The 22151-nt window shown below is 71.6% G+C and carries 21 protein-coding genes; 5 read left to right on the top strand and 16 right to left on the bottom strand.

The features are described from left to right. Window positions 1-43: 43 nt before the first annotated feature. Window positions 44-994 carry a pantoate--beta-alanine ligase gene (gene panC / locus AC1DWP_RS07380; RefSeq protein WP_477613914.1) on the bottom strand — a complete coding sequence of 317 codons (951 nt, stop codon included), beginning with the start codon at window positions 992-994 and terminating at the stop codon, window positions 44-46. An 18-nt stretch (window positions 995-1012) separates the two neighbouring features. Further along, the gene (locus AC1DWP_RS07385; protein ID WP_477613807.1) at window positions 1013-1909 is read right to left on the bottom strand and encodes a Rossmann-like and DUF2520 domain-containing protein; all 897 of its coding nucleotides are present in this window, start codon (window positions 1907-1909) and stop codon (window positions 1013-1015) included. A gap of 95 nt (window positions 1910-2004) precedes the next feature. Between AC1DWP_RS07385 and AC1DWP_RS07390 the strand changes: the two genes are divergently transcribed. Then, window positions 2005-2949, top strand: coding sequence for an SAM-dependent methyltransferase (locus AC1DWP_RS07390; RefSeq protein WP_477613808.1), 945 nt, complete (start codon window positions 2005-2007; stop codon window positions 2947-2949). On the opposite strand, the gene AC1DWP_RS07395 is transcribed toward AC1DWP_RS07390, so the two are convergent. Next, the gene (locus tag AC1DWP_RS07395; RefSeq protein ID WP_477613809.1) at window positions 2933-4135 is read right to left on the bottom strand and encodes a cytochrome P450; all 1203 of its coding nucleotides are present in this window, start codon (window positions 4133-4135) and stop codon (window positions 2933-2935) included. The two genes, AC1DWP_RS07390 and AC1DWP_RS07395, sit on opposite strands and share 17 nt — an antisense overlap. A 93-nt stretch (window positions 4136-4228) precedes the next feature. Here AC1DWP_RS07395 and AC1DWP_RS07400 point away from each other — a divergent pair, with 93 nt between their 5' ends. After that, complete coding sequence (locus tag AC1DWP_RS07400; RefSeq protein ID WP_477613810.1) at window positions 4229-4804, top strand: hypothetical protein; 576 nt, start codon at window positions 4229-4231, stop codon at window positions 4802-4804. Window positions 4805-4911: 107 nt separating this feature from the next. Then, the gene (locus AC1DWP_RS07405) at window positions 4912-6045 is read left to right on the top strand and encodes an NADH-quinone oxidoreductase subunit D (protein ID WP_477613915.1); all 1134 of its coding nucleotides are present in this window, start codon (window positions 4912-4914) and stop codon (window positions 6043-6045) included. Between the two features lie 73 nt (window positions 6046-6118). Here the strand turns inward: AC1DWP_RS07405 and AC1DWP_RS07410 are convergent, their stop codons facing one another. The 10 genes from AC1DWP_RS07410 to dacB all read right to left on the bottom strand — a co-directional run bounded on the left by AC1DWP_RS07410 (window position 6119) and on the right by dacB (window position 17068). Further along, window positions 6119-6595 carry a DUF3180 domain-containing protein gene (locus AC1DWP_RS07410; RefSeq protein WP_477613811.1) on the bottom strand — a complete coding sequence of 159 codons (477 nt, stop codon included), beginning with the start codon at window positions 6593-6595 and terminating at the stop codon, window positions 6119-6121. Further along, the gene (gene folK / locus AC1DWP_RS07415) at window positions 6592-7476 is read right to left on the bottom strand and encodes a 2-amino-4-hydroxy-6-hydroxymethyldihydropteridine diphosphokinase (RefSeq protein ID WP_477613812.1); all 885 of its coding nucleotides are present in this window, start codon (window positions 7474-7476) and stop codon (window positions 6592-6594) included. Before folK ends, AC1DWP_RS07410 begins: the two co-directional genes overlap by 4 nt. A gap of 28 nt (window positions 7477-7504) precedes the next feature. Continuing rightward, window positions 7505-8302 (bottom strand): dihydropteroate synthase, encoded by a 798-nt coding sequence (gene folP, locus AC1DWP_RS07420; protein WP_477613916.1) that lies wholly within the window; start codon window positions 8300-8302, stop codon window positions 7505-7507. A gap of 59 nt (window positions 8303-8361) precedes the next feature. Continuing rightward, window positions 8362-10098: a phosphatidylglycerol lysyltransferase domain-containing protein gene (locus AC1DWP_RS07425; protein WP_477613813.1), complete on the bottom strand. Its 1737-nt coding sequence runs from the start codon at window positions 10096-10098 to the stop codon at window positions 8362-8364. After that, window positions 10095-10688 (bottom strand): GTP cyclohydrolase I FolE, encoded by a 594-nt coding sequence (gene folE / locus AC1DWP_RS07430; RefSeq protein WP_477613814.1) that lies wholly within the window; start codon window positions 10686-10688, stop codon window positions 10095-10097. Before folE ends, AC1DWP_RS07425 begins: the two co-directional genes overlap by 4 nt. Next, window positions 10678-12774: an ATP-dependent zinc metalloprotease FtsH gene (gene ftsH, locus AC1DWP_RS07435; RefSeq protein WP_477613815.1), complete on the bottom strand. Its 2097-nt coding sequence runs from the start codon at window positions 12772-12774 to the stop codon at window positions 10678-10680. Before ftsH ends, folE begins: the two co-directional genes overlap by 11 nt. A 155-nt stretch (window positions 12775-12929) precedes the next feature. Then, on the bottom strand, window positions 12930-13481 hold the full coding sequence (gene hpt, locus AC1DWP_RS07440; protein ID WP_477613816.1) for a hypoxanthine phosphoribosyltransferase: 552 nt from the start codon (window positions 13479-13481) through the stop codon (window positions 12930-12932). Between the two features lie 35 nt (window positions 13482-13516). Continuing rightward, window positions 13517-14497, bottom strand: a complete 981-nt coding sequence (gene tilS / locus AC1DWP_RS07445) for a tRNA lysidine(34) synthetase TilS (RefSeq protein WP_477613817.1) — start codon at window positions 14495-14497, stop codon at window positions 13517-13519. 43 nt (window positions 14498-14540) lie between these two features. Continuing rightward, window positions 14541-15614: a zinc-dependent metalloprotease gene (locus tag AC1DWP_RS07450; RefSeq protein WP_477613818.1), complete on the bottom strand. Its 1074-nt coding sequence runs from the start codon at window positions 15612-15614 to the stop codon at window positions 14541-14543. A 14-nt stretch (window positions 15615-15628) separates the two neighbouring features. Next, window positions 15629-17068, bottom strand: a complete 1440-nt coding sequence (dacB, locus tag AC1DWP_RS07455; RefSeq protein WP_477613819.1) for a D-alanyl-D-alanine carboxypeptidase/D-alanyl-D-alanine endopeptidase — start codon at window positions 17066-17068, stop codon at window positions 15629-15631. Between the two features lie 111 nt (window positions 17069-17179). Between dacB and AC1DWP_RS07460 the strand changes: the two genes are divergently transcribed. Beyond that, window positions 17180-17737, top strand: coding sequence for an inorganic diphosphatase (locus AC1DWP_RS07460; RefSeq protein ID WP_477613820.1), 558 nt, complete (start codon window positions 17180-17182; stop codon window positions 17735-17737). 36 nt (window positions 17738-17773) lie between these two features. On the opposite strand, the gene AC1DWP_RS07465 is transcribed toward AC1DWP_RS07460, so the two are convergent. The 3 genes from AC1DWP_RS07465 to AC1DWP_RS07475 all read right to left on the bottom strand — a co-directional run bounded on the left by AC1DWP_RS07465 (window position 17774) and on the right by AC1DWP_RS07475 (window position 21228). Next, window positions 17774-19141, bottom strand: a complete 1368-nt coding sequence (locus AC1DWP_RS07465; RefSeq protein ID WP_477613821.1) for a C40 family peptidase — start codon at window positions 19139-19141, stop codon at window positions 17774-17776. 287 nt (window positions 19142-19428) lie between these two features. After that, entirely contained in the window at window positions 19429-20748 is a 1320-nt protein-coding gene (locus tag AC1DWP_RS07470) for an MFS transporter (RefSeq protein WP_477613822.1), read from the bottom strand. Between the two features lie 42 nt (window positions 20749-20790). Beyond that, window positions 20791-21228 (bottom strand): SRPBCC family protein, encoded by a 438-nt coding sequence (locus AC1DWP_RS07475; RefSeq protein WP_477613823.1) that lies wholly within the window; start codon window positions 21226-21228, stop codon window positions 20791-20793. 78 nt (window positions 21229-21306) lie between these two features. Here AC1DWP_RS07475 and AC1DWP_RS07480 point away from each other — a divergent pair, with 78 nt between their 5' ends. Beyond that, window positions 21307-22140, top strand: a complete 834-nt coding sequence (locus AC1DWP_RS07480; protein ID WP_477613824.1) for an alpha/beta fold hydrolase — start codon at window positions 21307-21309, stop codon at window positions 22138-22140. Window positions 22141-22151 lie beyond the last annotated feature (11 nt).

A 22151-nucleotide genomic window follows, 5' to 3' on the forward strand; every position in this document is an offset into this window, starting at 1 on the left:
GTGCTCGTTCCTCGGTTACTGCGTGGGGTGGTTGCCTTGGGTGTCAGCTGCCGGCGGAGTCGACGTCGGAGAAGACCTCGAGAGCCCCTCCGCCGGGTCCCACCGAGATGGGCAGGTTGTCGATCAGCCTCGTGGTGCCGACGCGGCCGGCGACCGCAAGGAGGGCCTCGCCCCGGTACCACTCCGGCACGTCCTCCAGCGTCGAAGGGTGCACGAGGACGAGGTAGTCGATCAGCGCCAACGGCTCGCGGACCAGCACGGTGCGGGCGGCCCGCCGGATAGCCGACGGTCCCTCGGCCGCCGCCGCCGCACCGGCACGCAGGGCCTGCGACAGGCACAGCGCGGTCTCGCGGTCGGAGTCGGTGAGGTAGGTGTTGCGGCTGCTCATCGCCAGCCCGTCGGACTCACGCACGGTGGGCACCGAGACGACCTTCACCGGGAAGTCGAGGTCGCGCACCATCCGCCGGATCAGCAGGAGCTGCTGGGCGTCCTTCTGCCCGAAGTAGGCGGAGTCCGCGCGGGTCAGGTGCAGCAGCTTGGCGACGACCGTCAGCATGCCGTCGAAGTGGCCGGGGCGGGCCTGCCCCTCGAGCACGTTGCCCAACGGCCCCGCCGAGATGCGCACGGCGGGGTCGCCGTCCTGGTAGATGACGTCCGGCGTCGGGGCGAAGACCAGGTCCACCCCTGCCCGACGGCAGATCTCCATGTCGTCGTCGAAGGTCCGGGGATAGCGCGACAGGTCCTCGCGCGGCCCGAACTGAAGGGGGTTCAGGAAGATCGTGACGACCACGTGGGCGGCAGCCTGCCGAGCCGTCTCGATGAGCGTCGCGTGCCCCTCGTGGAGGGCGCCCATGGTCATGACCACCGCGACGTCGCCGTTGGTGAGGGTGCGCCTGGCCGCGCGCAGCTCGTCGCGGGTCCGCGCCACCACGGGTTCGCCACCCCCGAGAGGCCTCGGGTCGGTGAGTGCCGTGGCCGCGGAGGCGGACGGCATACCGGAGTGTTCGCTCACTTATCGCTCCTGGTCGGTCGCGAGGATGTCCAACAGGGGTTCGGCCACGTGTGGCTTGAGCCGACCGCTGGCCAGGGCTCGTTCGGCGGTGGCCCGCGCGAGGGCCAGGTAGGTGGGTCTGATGTCAGGGCTGAGGCTCTGGAGTTGTCGCAGGTGCTCGGCAACGGTACCCGCATCGCCGCGCGCGACGGGCCCGGTGAGGGCAGCGTCACCCGCGCGCAACGCGTTGTCGAGTGCGGCGGACACCAAGGGGCCGAGCACCCGGGACGGCGTCTCGACGCCTGCTGCCCGCAGCGCCTGCAGTGACTGGGCGATGAGGGTGACGAGGTGGTTGGCCCCGTGCGCCAGGGCTGCGTGGTAGAGCGGCCGGGCCGACTCCTCGATCCAGACGGGTTCGGCGCCGATCTCGAGGACCAGCGCCTCGGCGACCGGGCGGAGCGGCTCGGGAGCGGTCACGCCGAAACAGCACTCCACGAGGCGTTCGAGGTCGAGTCCAGTGCCCGTGAACGTCATGGCCGGGTGCAGCGCCAGCCCGAGGACGTGCTGCTCGAGGGCCGGGGTGTAGACCTCGAGCCCGTGTCGACCCGACGTGTGCGCGACGAGCTGGCCCGCCTGCCACGTCCGGGTCGCGGCCAGCCCGGCGACGAGGTCGGCCAGCGCGTCGTCAGGGACCGCGAGGAGGACGAGCTCGGATCGCCGCACCACGTCCTCCGGGGAGACGACGGGTATGCCGGGCAGGAGCTGGGCGGCGCGGCTGCGGGACTCCTCGCTGACGCCCGAGACCGCGACCACGCGATGGCCGACCCGCTGGAGCGCCGCCCCCAGGACGGCACCGACGCGACCGGTCCCGACGACGCCGACGTCGAGTCGCGCTGGACGCTCGTCGGCCGAAGTCACCTGTCCAACCTATCTCGCGGGTTCTGCACCCGACGCAGCGCTCCTGCGTTGATTGCGCGAGTGCCGACCAACCTGGGTCGGCATAGGTTGGCTGGGTGACCCTCCTCGACTGGCAGGCGGCCTGGCAGGGCGCCCTCTACGGTCCCGATGGCTTCTACCGCGCCGCTCCGGGGCCGGCGGGTCACTTCACGACGGCCACGCACGGCGCCCTGGGGGAGGTCCTCGCCGGCGCCGTGGCACGCCTGGCGCGGGAGAACGGCCTCACCCACGTGGTCGACGTCGGCGCCGGCCGCGGCGAGCTCCTCACCCAGGTGCAGGCCGCGGACCCTGCACTGCGCCTCACCGGGGTCGACGTCGTGGCGAGACCCGAGGCTCTCCCCCCGTCCGTCGAGTGGCAGGTCTCGCCCGGGGGTCCAACACTGCCGGTGGAGCTGCGCGACCTCGACCGCGCGCTCGTCTTCGCCCACGAGTGGCTCGACGTCGTGCCGTGTCCCGTGGCCGAGGTGGACGATGACGGAGTGCTTCGGCTGGTTCAGGTGGACGTCCACAGCGGTGAGGAGACGCTCGGTGCGACGGTTGACGGCGACGACCTCGCATGGGCCGAAACACACTGGGAGGCAACGGAGAGCGGCGACCGGGTCGAAGTCGGGCTCCCCCGCGACCAGGCGTGGGCCGAGCTCGTCAGCCGGGTCGACCGCGGCGTCCTCGTGGCCGTGGACTACGGCCACCGCGGCGGTGACCGTCCCCGGGCGGGCACGCTCGCGGCATACCGGCGCGGTCAGCTGGTCCCGGCCGTCCCCGACGGGACGTGCGACCTGACCGCCCACGTGGCCATGGACACCCTCGACCACGACGAGCTGCTCGACCAGCGCACGGCGCTGCGCGGGCTGGGGGTGGACGGACGGCACCCACCCGTGGAGCTCGCGGGACGCGACCCGCAGGCCTACCTGCAGGGGCTGGCCGCCTCGTCAGCGGCGGCGGCCCTGACCGCGGCCGGTGGCTTCGGCGACTTCCTGTGGGCGGTCAAGCGCGTGGGCTGACGACCAGTCGCTCGAAACCGCGCAGCACGAACGTCGGGCGACGTCGCGCCTCGACGACCACGAGGTCCGGGAAGCGGGCGAGCATGGTGCGCACCGAGATCTCGAGCTCCAGCCGCGCCAGTGGCGCACCGATGCAGAAGTGGATCCCGGCCCCGAACGCCAGGTGCGGGTTGGGGTCACGCGTCGGGTCGAAGCGGTCGGGCTCGGCGAACACCGCGGGATCGCGGTTGGCCGCACCGAGCAGCGCCGCCACCTTGTCACCGGGCTCGAACGCCACCCCTGCCACCTCGGCTGGTTCCTTGGCGGTTCGCTCGAACAGGTGCAGGGGGGAGTCGTGGCGCAGGAACTCCTCGACGAGGCGTGACACGGCCGCATCGTCGGCGACGTCCACTGCAGCATGGTCGGCGGCGGTCAGCCACGAGTGCAGCCCGTTGCCGAACCCGTTGACACTCGCCTCGTGACCCGCGTTGAGCAGCAGCACCGCCGTGGCCACGAGCTCGTGCGCCGACAGCCGGTCCGACCCGTCACGAGCGGTGACGAGGTCGGTGAGCAGGTCGTCGCCCGGCGCCTCGGCGCGGTGCGCCGCAAGCTCCTCGACGTATGCCGCGAACGCACCGCAGGCCTCGCGCGCCGCCTTCTCGTCCGCCGGCGTCCGGCCCACCTCGTACATGCGGACGATGGCCTGGGACCACGGGCGCAGGTGGTGCCGGTCGGCCTCGGGGACGCCGAGGAGCTCGGCGATCACGAGGACGGGCAACGGCTCGGCGTAGAGCTCGATGACGTCGAACTCGCCGTCGGGCAGCTCCGCGAGCAGCCCTTCGGCCAGCTCCTGGATGCGGGGCGCCAGCCGCTGCACGTGCCCTCGCCCGAACGCGCCGGCAACCAGGCGGCGCAGGCGGGTGTGCTTCGGCGGCTCGCTGTCGAGGATCGAGTCGGCGTGCAGCCAGTTGAAGGTGTCCCAGTCGGCGTCCGGCGTGCGCGGCGCGAAGACCCGGCCCAGTCGTCGGTCGCGCAGGACGGCGCCGGCTTCGGCGTGCCCACTCGCGAGCCAGACACCCAGGCCGCTGTGCCAGGCCAGCGGTGCAACGGCACGCAGTGCGGCGAGGTGCGGGTAGGGGTCCGCGACGACTGCGGGGTCGCCCAGATCGAGGAAGTCGGCGGCGTCGACAGGGGGCTGGGCGGGCACAGGAGCAGCCTGCCGCAGGTTGCCCGGTTTTGTCAGGCGCTGCTTCGAGGGCAAACTTGACTGTTGCTGTCACTCGAAAGGACCCCTGTCCCCATGAAGCACCAGCACCACCTGCGCGCGACCACCGCCGCGATCCTGGCCGCCTCCGTGGCTGGTGCTCTGCTGTCCGCGTGTGGGTCCGACTCTCCTCGCACCGGCGGCGACGTCACGGTGACGGTGACGCCGACCGTGACCGCGACGCCTCCGGCTGACAAGACACCGGCCACGCCCAAGGCCCCCAAGTCGGACGTGAAGGGCCGCGCCTTCGACTTCGGCCTCGTGACCAAGGTGAGCTCCGTTGCCGGCACAGCCGTCATCGAGCTGGACCGCGTGACGTGGAACAAGCTGGACGATGCCAAGCTGGCGAAGAACGGCGTCCCCACGGGCCCGTTCAAGGGGGCGGTCCCCTACACGAACCAGAACACCAAGCTGACCTACACGATCCCGGTGGCTGCCGGGGCTCGGATCCTCTACAGCCACTGCATCGCCGCCGACCAGCCGCTGCAGATCAAGTCCGTGCCGCCGTCCGGCCTCACGGGGCTGGCGGACCGCGAGAACACCGTGCTCGTCCAGCTCGACGCCAAGGGCTACGCCACCTCGATGCAGAACATCCCCGGCTGCCCCGGCTGACCTGCGTCACCGCCTGACCTGACGCCCGTGCACCGCGGCGACCACGCGGCATACGGCAGACTGGCGCCGTGACCACGACGGAAGGCCGACGCGAGCTCACCGTCGGCATGGGTGCCGGCGGCCTGGCCACGGCGGACATGGTCCTCAACATCGGCCCGCAGCACCCGGCAACGCACGGCGTGCTGCGGCTGCGCATCGTCGTCGACGGCGAGCGCATCGTGTCGGCGGAACCGATCGTCGGGTACATGCACCGCGGCGCGGAGAAGCTCTTCGAGGTCCGCGACTACCGGCAGATCATCGTCCTGGCCAACCGCCACGACTGGCTGTCGGCCTTCTCCTCCGAGCTCGGCGTGGTGCTGGGCGTCGAGCGGATGCTCGGCATGGAGGTGCCCGAGCGGGCGGTGTGGGCCCGCACCCTGCTGGCCGAGCTCAACCGGGTGCTGAACCACCTGATGTTCCTCGGCTCCTACCCGCTCGAGCTCGGCGCCATCACGCCGATCTTCTACGCCTTCCGCGAGCGCGAGGAGCTCCAGGCGGTCATGGAGGAGGCGTCGGGCGGGCGGATGCACTACATGTTCAACCGGGTGGGTGGGCTCAAGGAGGACCTCCCAGCCGGCTGGCTCGACCGCGTCGCGTATGCCGTGTCAGCAGTTCGTGGGCGGCTGCCAGACATCGAGTCGCTCATCGTGGGCAACGAGATCCTGGAGGCCCGCACCCGCGGAGTAGGCGTGGTGTCGCCGGAAGTGATTGCGGCGTATGGGGTCTCGGGTCCCATCGCGCGCGCTGCCGGCGTCGACATGGACCTGCGGCGCGACGAGCCCTACCTCGCCTACGCCGAGCTGTTCGCCGAAGGCGGCCCCGGTCGCGTGGTGACGCGCACGGCCGGCGACTGCCTGGCCCGGCTCGAGGTGCTCCTCGAGCAGGTGCACGTGAGCCTCGACCTCGCGGAGGCGTGTCTGGACCGCCTTAGGTCGCTGCCCCAGGGCCCGGTCAACGTCAAGCTGCCCAAGGTGCTCAAGGTCCCCGAGGGCGACCTGTACACCGCGACCGAGAACCCGCTCGGCTTCAACGGCTACTACCTCGTCTCGCGCGGGGAGAAGACACCGTGGCGGCTGAAGCTCCGTTCGGCGTCGTTCAACAACGTCGCCGTGCTCGCCGAGGTGCTGCCCGGCAACCTGATCGCCGACATGGTGGCGATCCTCGGCTCGATGTTCTTCGTCGTGGGCGACGTCGACAAGTAACCCCCTCCCACCCTGCCCGCGGCGCCCGCGTCCCCCGCGCCCCCCGTCCACGCACAACGGCGGTTGCCGGTGGTCAGGTGCGGGAGTCGCGGTCCGCGTCTCCGGGCGGGTCGACCCGGCACATCCGCTGGGTCAGCATCCCGGCGGTCGTGAGCACCAACGACGCCGCGCACAGCGACAGCAGCCGCCAGAGCAGGTCGCGGTAGCCGGGCAGGTCCACGTCCGCCACCGCGTGAGCCGCCTGCGCGGCATACCACCCCAGCACGCCTGAACCGGTGAGCGCGGCGGCCTGGGCGAGCACCAGTGTGCGGGCCGCCCGGATCGGGCTGAGCGACTTGCGGGCCTCGCCGCGCAGGAAGCGGCGCACCGGCAGCCCGGCCCCGATGACCAGGACCGCCATGGCGACGAGCATGACGGCGGAGACCCAGGACGCCGGTCCCAGCAGGTGGCCGGCGTTGAGGTAGAGCCTCCAGCCCAGCCACGACAGCAGCCCGACGACGAGGGCGATCGCGCCGAGCTGCGCCCAGCGCAGGCCGTGGCCCTGGTTCACCACGGCCCCTCCAGCAGGTCGATGTCGGGCCCCGGGCGCACGCCGGACACGTCCATCCCGCTGACCAGGTCGGCCACCCGCCGGACCTGGCCGCCCACGCGCAGCACCGCCTCCGAGTCGGCCTGGAGCCACGGCACGAGCACGAAGCCGCGCTCGTGCGCCCGCGGGTGCGGCAGGGTGAGTGTCGGGCTGTCCATCACGATGTCGGTGTCGAACACCGGGTCGCCGTACTGGACCAGGTCGAGGTCCAGGGTCCTCGGGCCCCAGTGGACCTCACGGGTGCGGCCGTGCGCCCGCTCGATGTCGTGCAGCCCGGCCAGGAGCGATGACGGCGCGAGGTGGGTCGTCCCCGTCACCACGGCGTTGAGGTATGCCGGCTGGTCGGGACCACCCACCGGATCGGTCTCGACGACCGGGGACACCTCGATGATGTCGATCAGCCCGTAGAGCGCGATGGCGGCGTCGTGCAGGGTCTCCAGGGAGTCGCCGACGTTGGAGCCCATCGCGATCACGACGTGCGACTGGCGCTCTCGGGTGACCCGCACCTGCACGTCGGTGAACGGGTGTCCCACGGGGGCTTCGGGCTTGTGGACGACGACCTCGACCGCCTCGACGAGGGGCCGTGCGAGGACGCGGTCGGCGATGCGGGACGCGAGGGCCTCGATCAGGTCGAGGGAGTCGCCCTCGATGAGCGCCACGACGTCGCCCGCGACCTCGGCGTAGTTGACCGTGTCGGCCAGGTCGTCGCTCGTGCCCGCGGGCCCGAGGTCGACGTGCAGGGTCACATCCACGACGAAGGTCTGTCCGTCACGCTTCTCGAAGTCGAGGACGCCGTGGTAGCCCTTGGCCGAAATCCCTTTGAGGACAATTTGATCCGTCACTGATGCACCCCTGTTGCTGTTGCCGGCGTCACTGGGCGTCCCGGATGGCGCGGGCGACCCGCATGGCGTCGAGGGTCGAGGGGACGTGGTGGACGCGCACGCCCCACGCCCCCAGCTGCGCGGCATGCACGGACGTCGCGGCCGTGGCCACGTCGCGATCCAGTGGTGGCCGCGGCTCAGCCCCCGCGGACACGCCGATCCGGCCCAGGAACGTCTTGCGGGAGGTGCCGACCAGGACCGGGTGGCCGAGCTCGACCAGCCGGTCGAGCCCGCGCAGGAGCGACCAGTTGTGCCCGGTCAGCTTGGCGAACCCGAAGCCGGGATCGAGCACGATCCGGTCGGCCCCGATCCCTGCAGCCGCGAGCTCCCCTGCCCGCTGGGACAGCTCGGCCACCACGTCTGCCACCACGTCGTCGTAGACCGCCCGGGACTGCATGTCGACGCTGTGCCCACGCCAGTGCATCGCGACGAACGGCACCCCTGCCGACGCGACGACGCCGGCCATCTCCGGGTCGGCCATCCCCCCGCTCACGTCGTTGACGATGGCCGCCCCGGCCGCGAGCGCCTCGGCCGCGACCTCCGCGCGCATGGTGTCGACCGACACGACGGCGCCCGCCGCGGCGAGGGCGGCGACGACCGGGAGCACCCGGCGCTTCTCCTCGGCCACCGACGGACGCTCGGCACCCGGTCGCGTCGACTCCCCGCCGACATCGAGGATGTCGGCACCCTGGGAGACCAGCTCACGACCGTGCTCGACGGCCGCGGACGGCTCGAACCACTGGCCGCCGTCGCTGAACGAGTCGGGGGTCACGTTGACCACGCCCATCACGACCGGGAGCCCGTCGGCCCGTCGCAGCGGCCACGAGACGTTCCCAGCCGGAGTGCTCACGCCCCACCGCCGAGCCGGCCGAGCGTCGGCCAGGTGAGGAAGGCCTCGGCCTCCAGAGCAGCCAGACCGACCCGCGGCAGGTCCGATCCCGAGGGGTAGACGAGGAACCGTGGCTGCCACTGCGGCTGGAACTTGGCGTTGAACCGGTAGAGGCTCTCGATCTGCAGCCACCGCGACGCGAACAGCAGCACCCGCCGCCAGGACTTGAGGATCGGCCCGGCACCCAGCTTGCCACCGCGCTCCAGCACGGAGCGGAACGCCGCGAAGTTCAGCGAGACCCGTCGCACGCCCAGACCCGGCGCCGCCGCGAGCGCCTCGGTGATCATCAGCTCGTTGACCCCCGCGTCGGCGCTCGAGTCACGCCGCATGACGTCGAGGGACATCCCGTCGGGACCCCAGGGGACGAACTGCAGGAAGGCTCGCACGACCCCATCCTGCCGTGCGGCCACGAACACGCACTCGGGGTCGCCCTCGTCGAGCAACCTGCCGAGCGCCATCGAGAACCCGCGCTCGGTGGCGCTGGACCGCCATGCGGAGGCGTCCGCCATGGCGTGGTCACGCACGTCGGTGGTGACGTCACGGACGCGGCAGACGTCCACGGCATACCCGGCCCGCGCGACCCGGCCCACCATCTGTCGCACGTTGCGCATCGGGCGGCCCTCGAGGGTGAAGGTCGAGGCGTCGACGACGGCTTCGTCGCCGAGCTCCAGCGCCGTGTAGCCGGTCTCGCGCACCCAGATCGTGCCGGCGTGCTCGGAGCAGCCCAGCACGGCGGGCGTCCACGCATGCGCAGCTGCCTCCGCGAGGAAGGCGTGCATCGCACCGGGCCAGGCCTCGGGGTCGCCCACGGGGTCACCGCTGGCCAGCATCACGCCGGACACCACGCGGTAGGCGATCGCCGCCTTGCCGGACGACGACCAGATCACCGACTTGTCGCGCCGGGTGTTGAAGTAGGCCAGGGAGTCGCCGTGCCGGTCGACGAGGGCACGGAGGCGGGCTTCGTCGTCATCGGTCAGGGACGGCACGGGCTCGGCGGGACGCAGCGCGAGGTAGACCGGCGTCAGCAGCGTCATCAGCCCCAGCCCGAGCAGCAGCGACCCGACGATGTCGGCGGACCTGTCCTGCGTGAACGTCAGGGGCCCGTTGGCCCCGACCATGCCCAGGCCCAGCTCCTGCACGAGCTCCCCCGGCCCCGGGAAGCCGCCCACGATGTCGCGCCGGTTGAGCCAGATGACCAGGCCGCCGGCCAGCACGGACACGACGAGCAGCACCACGAAGGCGCGAACTGCGCGCCACCGCGTCGTCGGGTCACCGAGGGCGCGGAACTCGGTGCGGTACCGCACGAGCAGCCCGAGACCGACGAGGGAGATGACTGCAGAGGCGGGTTCGGTCTTGATGGCGTGCAGGACCACCGACAGGGCGAGTAGTCCGACCGCCGCCCGCCAGGCGCGCCGCTTGCGACGCTTGAGCGAGTGCCCCAGCACGATGAGGAAGATCCCGGACACCACCGTCGCCGCCGCTGCCGCATCGGAGAGGGCACCGGGCAGCACCTCGGTGAGCCCCTGGAGGTGGACCCGCCAGGAGTGCAGCAGGCCGGTCAGCAGGTCCAGCGTGCCGACGAGGTAGGTGAGGTTGCCGAGCAGTCGGGGCGCCTTGGACGCCGCGAGCATGCCGGGGAGCCGGCTGTTGGGCTTGGCAGGGGTGGTGGGGCGCGCGAGTTCGCGTCCGGTCACCGCTTGCCCCCCAGAAGTAGCGCCATGGCTTCGGCACGGGTGGCCGCGTCGCGCAGCTGGCCCCGCACGGCCGAGGTGATCGTCCGCGACCCCGGCTTGCGGATGCCGCGCATCGACATGCAGAGGTGCTCGCACTCGACGATGACGATGACGCCCTGGGCGCCGAGGTGGGTGACGAGCGAGTCGGCGACCTGAGTCGTCAACCGCTCCTGCACCTGCGGTCGCCGGGCGTACATCTCGACGAGCCGGGCCAGCTTGGACAGTCCGGTCACGCGGCCGTCTTTGGCCGGGATGTAGCCGACGTGGGCCACGCCGTGGAAGGGCACGAGGTGGTGCTCGCACATCGAGTAGACCTCGATGTCGCGCACCAGGATCATCTCGTCGTGCTCGATCTGGAACGTCTTGGCGAGGACCTCCGCGGGGTCGAGAGCCAGCCCGGCGAAGAACTCGCCGTACGCCCGCGCCACCCTCGCCGGGGTCTCGACCAGTCCCTCGCGGTCGGGATCCTCGCCGATGGCGATCAACAGCTCACGCACGGCAGCCTCCGCACGCGGCTGGTCGACCACGTGAGGCTTGGCCTCAGTGGCCATTCGGATCGACCTGGCCACCCTCGGGGACCTCGATCACCTGGGTGGGCGGGTGCTCCTCGTGGGCCTTCACCGCGCCGGCCTCGGCCGCCTTGTCGATCGCCTCGGCGGTCTGGCGGTTGGTGCCCGCGGACTCCAGGGCGGGGGCCGAGCCGTTCTGGGCGGCCTTCTCGGCCGGGGTCAGGACGGGCGGCTGGTCGGAGAGGAACCGGGTCTCGCTGGAGAGCCAGGTCGGGCGCACGGGGCGCTTGCGGATCGGCTCGAAGATGGCCGCGAGCTCCTTGGCGTTCAGCGTCTCGTGCTCGAGCAGGTCCAGGACCAGCCGGTCGAGGATGTCGCGGTTGTCGTTGATGACGTGCCAGGCCTCGTCGTGGGCGGCGTCGATGAGCTTGCGCACCTCTTCGTCGACGATGCTGGCGACCTCTTCGGAGTAGTCCCGCTGGTGACCCATGTCGCGGCCGAGGAAGACCTCGCCCTGCGACTGGCCGAGCTTGATGGCGCCGACGCGCTCGCTCATGCCGTACTCGGTGACCATCTTGCGGGCCATACCGGTGGCCTTCTCGATGTCGTTCGAGGCACCGGTCGTGGGGTCGTGGAAGACGACCTCCTCGGCCACCCGGCCACCCATCGCATAGGACAGCTGGTCGAGGATCTCGTTGCGCGTCGTGGAGTACTTGTCGTCGGTCGGCATCACCATCGTGTAGCCGAGCGCCCGGCCGCGGGGCAGGATCGTCACCTTGGTCACCGGGTCGAGGTGGTTCATGGCTGCTGCCACGATCGCGTGCCCGCCCTCGTGGTAGGCCGTGATCTTGCGCTCCTTGGCGGACATGATCCGGGTGCGCTTCTGGGGGCCGGCGATGACCCGGTCGATGGCCTCGTCCAGCGCGGCGTCGTCGATGAGCTTGCCGTCGCTGCGAGCCGTCAGCAGGGCCGCCTCGTTGAGCACGTTGGCGAGGTCGGCACCTGTGAAGCCGGGCGTCCGGCGGGCGACCGCGAGCAGGTCGACGCCGGTGGCCATCGGCTTGCCCTGCGAGTGCACCTCGAGGATGCGGTGCCGCCCGATCATGTCGGGAGCCTCGACCGCGATCTGGCGGTCGAAGCGGCCGGGGCGCAGCAGGGCCGGGTCGAGGATGTCGGGGCGGTTGGTCGCCGCGATGAGGATGACGTTGGTCTTGACGTCGAAGCCGTCCATCTCCACCAGCAGCTGGTTGAGGGTCTGCTCACGCTCGTCGTGGCCACCGCCGAGGCCCGCACCACGGTGCCGGCCTACGGCGTCGATCTCGTCGACGAAGACGATCGCCGGGGCGTTGGCCTTGGCCTGCTCGAACAGGTCGCGGACCCGGCTCGCACCGACACCGACGAACATCTCGACGAAGTCCGAACCCGAGATCGAGTAGAACGGCACCCCGGCCTCACCGGCAACGGCCCGGGCGAGCAGGGTCTTGCCCGTGCCGGGAGGGCCGTAGAGCAGGACGCCCTTGGGGATCTTGGCACCCACCGCCAGGAACTTCGCCGGCTCGGCCAGAAACTCCTTGATCTCGTGGAGCTCCTCGACCGCCTCGTCGGCCCCCGCAACGTCCGCGAAGGTGACCTTGGGCGTGTCCTTGCTGGCGAGCTTGGCCTTGGACTTGCCGAACTGCATGACGCGCGAACCGCCACCCTGCATCTGGTTCATGAGGAACCAGAAGAGGCCGAGCAGGATGATGATCGGCAACAGCGAGCCCAGCAGCGACAGCAGCGGGTTGGTGTCCTTGATGACCTGGTTGATCCGCCCGGGAGGGGTGTTGTCCTCGAGGAGCTTGATGAACGACGGACCGGCGGCCTCGACGTACTGCGTGCGGACCTTCGTGGCGTTCTTGACGTTCTTGCCGTCGGAGTAGGTCACACCCTTCTTGAGGTCGAGGTCGACCACCTCGTTGTTCGTGACGACGGCGCGCTCCACCTTCTTCTCGGTGATGAGCTGCTGTGCGGCGGAGGTGTCGATCCGCGTGTAGCCACCGGCGTCGCTGAGGCTGAAGACCATCAACGTGATCGCGATGACGGCAACGACCCAGAACAACGGGGCCCGAAGGATGCGCTTGAAATCCATGTGTGTAGCGGGGCTGGCCGCCCCGTTCCTCCTGCTCGCTGACGCTGGGTGCCGTTGCCCGGCCTGGGCTCGGCTCTACCACGACGGTACTACGCAGTGCTCCGGTGGCTCGTGCTGGACAACGACCCGGATCGGCCCAGTGTTCCGAGTACGCCTCAGGCGTAGACGTGGGGGGCGAGCGTGCCCACCTCGCGCAGGTTGCGGTAGTTCTCGGCGTAGTCGAGGCCGTACCCCACGACGAACTCGTTGGGGATGTCGAAGCCCACCCACTTCACGTCGATCTCGACCTTCGCGGCCTCGGGCTTGCGGAGCAGCGTGCAGATCTCCACCGAGGCCGGCGAGCGGGACTCCAGGTTGGCCTTGATCCACGAGAGCGTCAGCCCGGAGTCGACGATGTCCTCGACGATGAGGACGTGCTTGCCGGTGATGTCGGTGTCGAGGTCCTTGAGGATCCGGACCACACCCGAGGACTTCGTGCCCGAGCCGTAGGACGACACGGCCATCCAGTCGACCGGGGCCGTGCCGGGCAGCGCGCGGGACAGGTCTGCCATCACCATGACGGCGCCCTTGAGGACGCCGACGAGGAGCAGGTCCTTGCCTTCGTACTCGGCCCAGATCTCGGTGGCGAGCTCGTCGAGCCTGGCGTGGATCTCCTCCTCGGTGATGAGGACCTTCTCGAGATCGGCTCCCATATGGGCAGCGTCCACGGCTCAAACTCCCTCAGTTGTCGGCGGGTGCGGGGCTATTCAACCCGAGCAGGTGGGGCGATGGATACCCGACCGCCAGATCGGGTCGCCTGCAGCGGGCCGGGCAGGCTCACCGGACCCTGTCCGTGCCACTGCGTGAGGAGGGCGTCACACGCCTCCGTATGCCGGGTGCTCACCTGCCCGGCCGGCGCACCGGCCGCGACCGCGAGGCGGCGCCAGACCCGGGTGCGCACGGCCCGCGGCAGGGCGGCCAGGTCCCCGGTCCTCCAGGGCCCGGCCCCCAGCGCCACGACGGCCGCGTCGGCGAGGTCGTCGAGGTGGTCGGCGTCCTGACGCAGAAGGTCCGCAGTGCGTGCGAGGGCGGCTGCGACACCGGGGCCGAGGTCGCGCTCGAGGTCCAGGAGGGCCCGGCGGGCGCGGACCCGGGTGAAGGCCGGGTCGTCGTTCATCGGGTCGTCCCACCGGGTGAGGCCCTCGGCGGCGCACGAGGATCGGGTCTGTGCCCTGGTGACCCCCAGGAGGGGACGCCGGAAGCGGTCGCGAGCCCGCGGCATACCGGCGAGGGACCTGGCGCCCGCACCCCGCGTGAGGCCGAGCAGGACCTGCTCCGCCTGGTCGTCGAGGGTGTGGCCCAGGAGAACGAGGCGCGCGCCGTGCCGCTCGGCGGCTGTGTCGAAGGCGGCGTAGCGGGCGTCGCGAGCGGCGGACTCGAGGCCGTCGGGGCCCTGGACGACCTCGACCACGGCCCTGCTCACCGGCGCCAGCCCGAGGGCCTCGCACTGCTCGGCCGCCCGGCGGGCAACGTCCGCGGACTCGGCCGAGAGCCCGTGGTCGACGACGACCGCACCGCCCCGGACAGCCAGCTTCGGCGCCTCGAAGGCGACCGCCGCCGCGAGCGCGAGCGAGTCCGCTCCCCCGCTGCACGCGACGAGGACCAGGTCGCCGGGCCGGCACTCGGCCAGGGTCACGCGCACAGCGACGCGGATGGCCGCGCTGGCCGGGTGGGGGCCGGTCACGTCAGACCTCCGGGAGCACAGTGCGAGGGTGTGCGGCCACCGGTCAGCCGTGGACCCGGGACACCCAGGCCGAGGGCGTGGCGATCTCGGCCGGCAGCGGGAGCGTCTCGGGGGACTCCCAGATGCGGTTGAAGCCGTCGGTGCCGACGGCCGCGGTGACCTCGCGGACGAAGATCGCGCCGTCGCGGTACTGCCGCATCTTGGCCTCGAGCCCCAGCAGCCGGCGCAGCACCCGGTCGAAGGCGCCGACGCCCTTGCGGCGCTCGTTGAACTTGCTGCGGATGTGGGCCACGGAGGGGATGATCTGGGGGCCGACCTCGTCCATGACGACGTCGGCGTGCCCCTCGAGCAGCGACATGACCGCCGTGACGCCGGCGAGCTCGGCGCGCTGCTCCGGCGTGGCGATCAGGTCGGTGAGGCCGGCGCCGCCGCTCTTGAGTGCGTCGGGCAGCTGCTTGGTGAGGCGCGAGAGCGTCTCCTGCAGCGACTCGGGGTCGGGGACCAGGTCGGACGCCAGGGTGCGGACGCGCTCGACCATGTGGTCGCGCAGCCAGGGCACCGCCGTGAACTGCACGCGGTGGGTCTCCTCGTGCATGCAGACCCAGAGCCGGAAGTCGGCCGGGTCGAGGCCGAGCTCGCGCTCGACCTGGACGAGGTTGGGGGCCACGAGCATCAGCTGTGGCGTGCCACCCGGTGCCAGGTCGTACTGACCGAGGACCTTGCTCGACACGAAGGCCAGCAGCGCCCCGGCCTCGCCGCCGGTGACCTTGCCGCCGATGGCCTGCATGGTCTGGTTCGGGGCGGTCTTCTGGCTGTCGACGAGCTTGCCGAAGACGGGGTCCATGAGCGCCGACATCGAGTCCGCGTTGAGCGAGATCCAGGTGCGGCGGTCGACGACGACGGGCCCGGGGGCGTCGCCGGGGGCGTGCAGCCGAGCGGTCTCGGCGACGGGTTGCTGAGCTCGGTGAGCCGCCGCCCGCACCGACGCGACGACCTCGGCAGCCTCGGCCACCGTCACCTTGGGTCCGGCGGGCACCAGCCGCGTCCCGGTGGTCTTGGCGAACTGCCAGTCGACGTAGCGGGTGGTCTTCGGAGCTGCTGCCTCGGACACGGTCATCCCCTCACGGTAGGTCAGGGACACCCGCAGGTCGCGAGCACCGCCACGAAGCGGTCCAACGCGGCCCGGGCGTTCAGCGTTCCGGGGCCCCCGGGGAGCCCGTCGGCCTGGACGACGAAGGACAGCACGCGCCCGTCGGCGTCGATGACGGTGCCGGCCATGGCGCTCACGCCGGTGAGCGTGCCGGTCTTGGCGCGGGCCAGGCCGGCGACGGCGCGCGTGTTCCTCGCGTGGAACCGGGTCGCCAGGGTGCCCGACAGGCCCGCCACGGGCAGCCGCGCGATGGTGTCCTGCATGGCGGGGACCGAACCGTCGGCTCCGAGCTGCAGCACGTCGGAGAGCACCTGCGGAGGGATCGCCTGACCCGAGGTGAGCCCGCTGGTGTCCTTGAGGACCACCCCCGTCAGGTCGACACCCCGGGCCTGCACCGTCGTCGTCACGAACAAGACGGCGGCCGCGAAGGTCGCAGGGTCCCCGGCCTTCACGGCTGCCATTCGCGCGAGCCCCTCGGTGAGCGCGTTGTCGCTGTCGTCGAGGGCGAGGGCGAGGAGGTCGCCGATCGGGGCCGACTCCACCCGCCCCAGCTCGGTGGCGCCCTCGGGCACCTTGGTGGACCAGGTGGCCTCCGGGGCGAGGGTCGCCGTGATGCCGACCTTGGCCAGGGCGGCCACGAAGGCGGCGCCCGTGGCGGCCTCGGGGTTGCGTGGTGCCGGCTTGAACGGCACGGCCCGCTGGCCTGCCAGGCCCAGCATCGAGACCCCTCCGGTGTAGCCGGCGTTCACGTCCGCCTGGTTCCAGCCCGGCGCCCAGCGCGGACCCTTGGCGTAGGTCGTGTCCAGCCGGAGACTGACCTGGGTCTTCCCTGCGGCCTGCAGCGCCGAGGCGACCTGATCCGCCAGGTCCGCCAGCCCGGCGCGACCCTCGACGGCGGTGGGCGTTCCCTTGCCCCTGGCCAGCATCGTGTCGCCGCCCGCGACCAGGACGATCTCGTCGGGCGTGGTGCCCTGCACCACGGTCGTGGGGAGGGTGGACAGGGGGTCGAGCGTCGTGTCGACCGCCAGCGCCGTCAGCAGCTTGGCCGTGGACGCGGGCACCCGGGCCCTCGTCGCGTCCTTGGTCAGCAGGGTCTGGCCCGTGAACGCGTCACGAACCACGATGCCCGGCCCGGGACGCAGCGCCGGGTCGGAGACGACGGTCGCGAGCGCCTTCGCCAGCGCGGCGGGGTCCGGGATCGGAGCACTGGCGGACGCGGGCTGGAGCGGTTGCGCGGCGGCGTCGATGGTCGGGACCGCGGCGGTCGTCGGCGTCGCCGTGCCGGTCGGGGTGGTGGTCGTCGGGGCGACCCGGGGCTGGTCACGCGTCAGGATCCCGGGCACGATGTCGAACACGTCGAGCGCTGCGTAGGCCACCCCCAGCACCACCACGGCCAGCAGGGCGGCGAGGATGCGACGCACTCGACCCCCTCAGGCGCTGGACTTGCGTCATACGGAACACTTAGCCGCGAGCCTAGGTCATAGGCGCGCGCACCAAGTCTCAGGCATGCGCACAACGGAAGGGACATCGTCGTGGAGTTCGACGTCACCATCGAGATCCCGCAGGGGCACCGCAACAAGTACGAGGTCGACCACGAGACGGGCCGGATCCGGCTCGACCGCCTGCTGTTCACCTCCACCCGCTACCCGGCCGACTACGGCTACGTCGAGGACAGCCTCGGCGAGGACAGCGACCCCCTCGACGCCCTCGTGCTCCTCGAGGAGCCGACCTTCCCCGGTTGCCTCGTGCGCGTGCGCCCGATCGGCATGTTCCACATGCGCGACGAGGCGGGCGGCGACGACAAGATCCTCTGTGTGCCCGCGGGCGACCCGCGCCAGGCGCACATCACCGAGCTCGAGCAGGTCAGCAGCTTCGACCGCCTCGAGATCCAGCACTTCTTCGAGACCTACAAGGACCTCGAGCCCGGCAAGTCCGTCGAAGGCGCCCACTGGGCCGGCCGTGAGGAAGCCGAGAAGGTGGTGCGCGAGGCGATCCAGCGCGCCAAGGACGCCGGCATGACGACCGCTCGGTGGCGCATGCCCGACGTGTCCGCCGAGCCGATGTCCGAGGCCAAGCCCCCCACCGACTGAACCCGCGCGCGGAGGCGAGCACCCGGCATACAGGAGCTAGGGACGGCCGCCGTAGGACACGAGGTCCGACCGGTAGATGGAGGCGTAGCGGACGTCGGCGCCGGTGTAGGGAGCCTCGATCATCTGGCCGTCGCCGACGTAGAGACCCACGTGGTGGCTGGTCGGGCCGGAGCTGCCGAAGAAGACGAGGTCACCGGCGCGCAGGTCGCTGATGGCGACCCGTGAGGTCTCCTCCCACTGCGCACCGGTGTAGTGCGAGAGGCCGACCCCGGCTCGCTGCCAGGCGCGCATCGTGAGACCGGAGCAGTCGAACGTGTTCGGGCCGTCGCCACCCCACTCGTAGGGCTTGCCGATCTGCGCGCGCGCGTACGCGATGACCGCGGAGACCCCACCGTTGGTGGACGGCGGCGGCGGGGGCGGGTTGTCGGGCTGCTGCCTGGGCTTCGGCTGGTTGTGCTGGGCGGCGTCGCGAGCAGCCTGCTCGGCGGCTTCGGCAGCGGCCTTCTGGCGAGCCGCTTCGGCCGCGGCACGGGCCGCTGCCTGCTGGGGCGCCTTCCGTGCGGCAGCAGTGCGGGCGGCCTTGGCCCGCTCGGCGGCAAGGCGAGCCTGCCTGGCCGCCTCGGCCGCGGCGGCGCGGGCGACGGCTGCCGCGGCCAGACCGTCCTGGCGCTGCTTCTCGAGGGTCACCGAGGTCTTGCGGAGGCTGGCCAGCTGCACGGTGAGCGCCTGCTGCTGGTGCTGGATCTGGGCTGCTGCGGCCTGGGCCTGGTCGGCCTGGGCCTGCGCAGCGTTGCGAGCCGCCTGGGCGGCCGCTGCCGCCTTGGCCTGCGCCGCTTCGGCGCTGGCGGCCTGCTGGCGCATGGTGTCGGCGACGATCGAGGAGGCGGCTGCCCGCTGCAGGGTGCGCGTCCGGGCGTCGCTGACGGCCTCGAGGGCGGTGGCGCGGTCCAGCAGGTCCTGCGGTCCGGTGCTCGACAGGTAGGCGTCGAGCTCACCGAGGTTGCCGCCCTGCTGGTAGACACTGGCCGCGTAGCGACGCACCTGCAGTCCCGCGGCGTCGGCGATCTCCTGGGCCTGGGCTGCACGCTTCTTGGCTGCCGCTGTCTCGGCCGTGCGCTTGTCGAGCTGGTAGCGGGCCCCGTTGTAGGCCTCGGCCGCTGCCGCCGCGCTCTCCTGCACCTGGCTCAGCCGGGCGCTGGCCGTCGCGTACTGCGCGTCAAGGCTCGAGACCTTGCCGGAGGTGCTGGCGACAGCCGACTTCGCCTTGTCGACCTGGGACTTGGACGGGTAGACCGGGCCCGGGTTGGCGGAGGCGGACAGCCCCGTGCTGACGGCCAGGATCCCCACGATCGACAGGGTCGCGCCGGAGCGCAGCGCGCGACGTGCGGGGCGGGCGTTCGGCACGGGGGATGCCTCTCGAGTCGGGGGACCGGTCTGGTTGTGACAGCCGCACGAGACTAGAGCCGGGTTTTCACTCGGAACACTCCAGTCACACAAATCCCACGCCTTACGCGCCGGTACGGCGAATGACACCCCTGTAGTTCGGGGAGTTACACGGATGTCTTTCAGCAGGCAGCGACGCTCCTTCGATCACCTGTCCGACAACGGTCACGAATCGGTAACGAAATCCGCATTTTCGCAGGTGAGAGGCCCTGAGCGGCGATCTCGCCCCGCTCCAGAAGTCGGCGAGATCAGGGCGTGATGGCCTCGCCGGCTCGCAGGGCGGCGTAGGCCTCGGGATCGCCTTCCTTCAGGGCCCGGCGGGTCTTGCGGCGGTAACGGAGGATCTGCACGACACCGGCACCCCAGACGAGGTACTGCACCGACATCGCGGCGCGGAAGGTGTCGACGTCGTAGGTGCTCGGCCCACCGGGCGCCACCCTGTCGAGGATGATGCCGATCAGCGTCACGGTCGACAGCGAGGCGAGGAAGCCGCCGACGTTCACGATCCCCGTGGCACTCCCGAGCCGCGTGGGCGGGTTGAACGTCCGGGCCAGGTCGAAGCCGACCAGCGAGCCGGGACCACCGACCGCCGTGATGACGACGAGCAGCACCAGCAGGGGCAGCGGCGCCCGCCCGGGCCACAGCAGCACGACCGCCCAGACCGTCATGATCGAGAAGACGATCCCGAGGATCAGGGTCGAGCGCGAGAACGGGTACTTCGTGACGAACCCACCGATGAGGGGACTGGTGACAACTGTCGTCACGGTCATCAGCATGAGCAGGATGCCCGCCGCCTTCGGCGAGAGCCCCTGCCCGGCCACGAGGAACGGGTAGCCCCACAGGAGGGCGAACACCGTCGCGCCGAACTGGGCGGAGAAGTGCGACCACAGGCCGAGCCGGGTGCCGGGGGTGCGCCAGGCGGCGCGCACGCTGCGGGCCAGCGCCCGGACCTTGATCTGGTCGAGCTCGTGGTCGGGGTTTGGCGAGTCCCGCACGACCACCAGGACGATCGCCGCCAGGACGACGCCGAAGAGCGCGGCACCCGCGTAGGACGGCGTCCAGCCCCAGGTGTGGAGGGCGTAGACGAGGGGAGTCGCCGCCACGAGGGCCCCCAGCTGGCCGAGGAGCCCGGTGAGCTGGGAGACCATCGGGATGCGCAGCGGCGGGAACCACAGGGCCACCAGGCGCAGCAGGGGGATGAAGATCATCGCGTCGCCGATCCCGACGAACACCCTGGCCGCGATGCCCACCACGAAGGAGTCGGCGAAGGCGAACCCCAGCTGCGCGACGGTCATCATCGTCACGCCCGTGAGCAGCAGCCTCTTGGGCCCGAACCGGTCGAGCAGCGCGCCGACGGGGATCTGCATGGCCGCATAGACGAGCAGCTGCACCATGGTGAACACGGACAGCTGCGTGGCCGCGATGTCGAAGCGCTCACTGGCCAGCAGCCCCGCCACCCCGAGCGAGCTGCGGTGGAAGACGGCCAGCACGTAGACCGACACGGACGCGGCATACACGATCCACGCCCGCCGCCCGCCGAGTGCGAACTGGGTGGCGGGTCTGGTCACGGCCCCAGTGTCCCCCAAGCCCGACTTCACGGGCACCGCGGGTCAAGCCAGGTAGTCCGCCAGCCCGGCTCGCCCCGACCTCATCATCCAGCCGTGGTTGGCGCGCAGCAACGGCCCGGTCACGCGCGCGGTCCGCGCCAGCAGCACGGGGGTGACGACGGCCTCCTGGTCGAAGTCGGCGATCGTGGCGCCGTCGTCACCAGCCCGGACCCGCCACTCGCACCAGCCCTCGAGGTCACCGCTGACCTCGACCCGCAAGTGACCGGTCGACGGGTCCTCGACCTCCCGTCGCAGCACCAGGTGCAGCGTGTAGGGCAGGAAGCTGCGGATGTCGGTGCGCCCGGAGTGGTCGTCGATGCGTTCGGCGGAGCGGACCTGCGGCCACCACAGCGCGTACCGCTCCACGTCCGCGAGTGCGTCGAAGACGCGCCCGGGAGCGGCGGGCAGGCGCCACCGGTGGTGGAAGTGGAAGGTCGGCACACCACTCATCATGCTCGCCCCCGCCGGGCCGCTGCCCACCACGTCCGCCCTCGCCAGGCACCCCGGTAGGTTCGCCCCATGGAGCGTTTCACCCGGGACGGCCTGGTGTTCGACGTCGCGGACAGCGGCGCCGGCGACGAGGTCGTGGTCCTGCTGCACGGCTGGCCCCAGGACCGGCACACGTGGTCGCAGGTGGCCCCGCTGCTCGCCGCCGACGGCCTGCGCGTGGTGACGTTCGACCAGCGGGGCTACTCGCCGGGCGCGCTCCCCCGGGGTCGCGATGCCTATCGCATGAGCGAGCTCGTGTCCGACGTGCTGGCCCTCGTCGACGCGCTCGGCGAGACCCGGGTGCACCTCGTGGGCCACGACTGGGGTGGCTCGGTCGCCTGGGCCTTCGCCGAGCGTCACCCCGAACGGCTGCTGAGCCTCACCGCGGTCTCCACGCCGCACCACCGGGCCATCGCCTGGGCGCTGCGCCACGCGGACCAGGCCCGGCGCAGCTGGTACATGGCCGCCTTCCAGCTCCCCGCCCTGCCCGAGCTGGTCCTGCGTCGTCGCCTGCCTGCCGCCCTGCGCCGTTCCGGCCTGCCCGAGCAGCACGTTCACAGGTATGCCGCGCGGTTCCGTCGGCCGGGCATGGCCAGTGGCGGGTTGGCGTGGTATCGCGCAATTCCGTTGCGCCGCAGCGCCCCTCACGATGCGACCACCTCACACCGGATCTCGACGCCCACGGCCTACGTCTGGGGCCGGCACGACCCGGCGCTGGGCCGGGCGGCCGCCGAGCGCACCCGGAGCCACGTGGCCGCCGACTATACCTTCACCGAGCTCGACGCCGGGCACTGGCTGCCAGAGACCCATCCGCAGGAGGTCGCCGCGGTCATCCTCGAGCGGCGACGCACGCTCCAGCAGTAGATTCACGCCCA

It is taken from the genome of Pedococcus sp. P2_F6, from assembly GCF_056403675.1.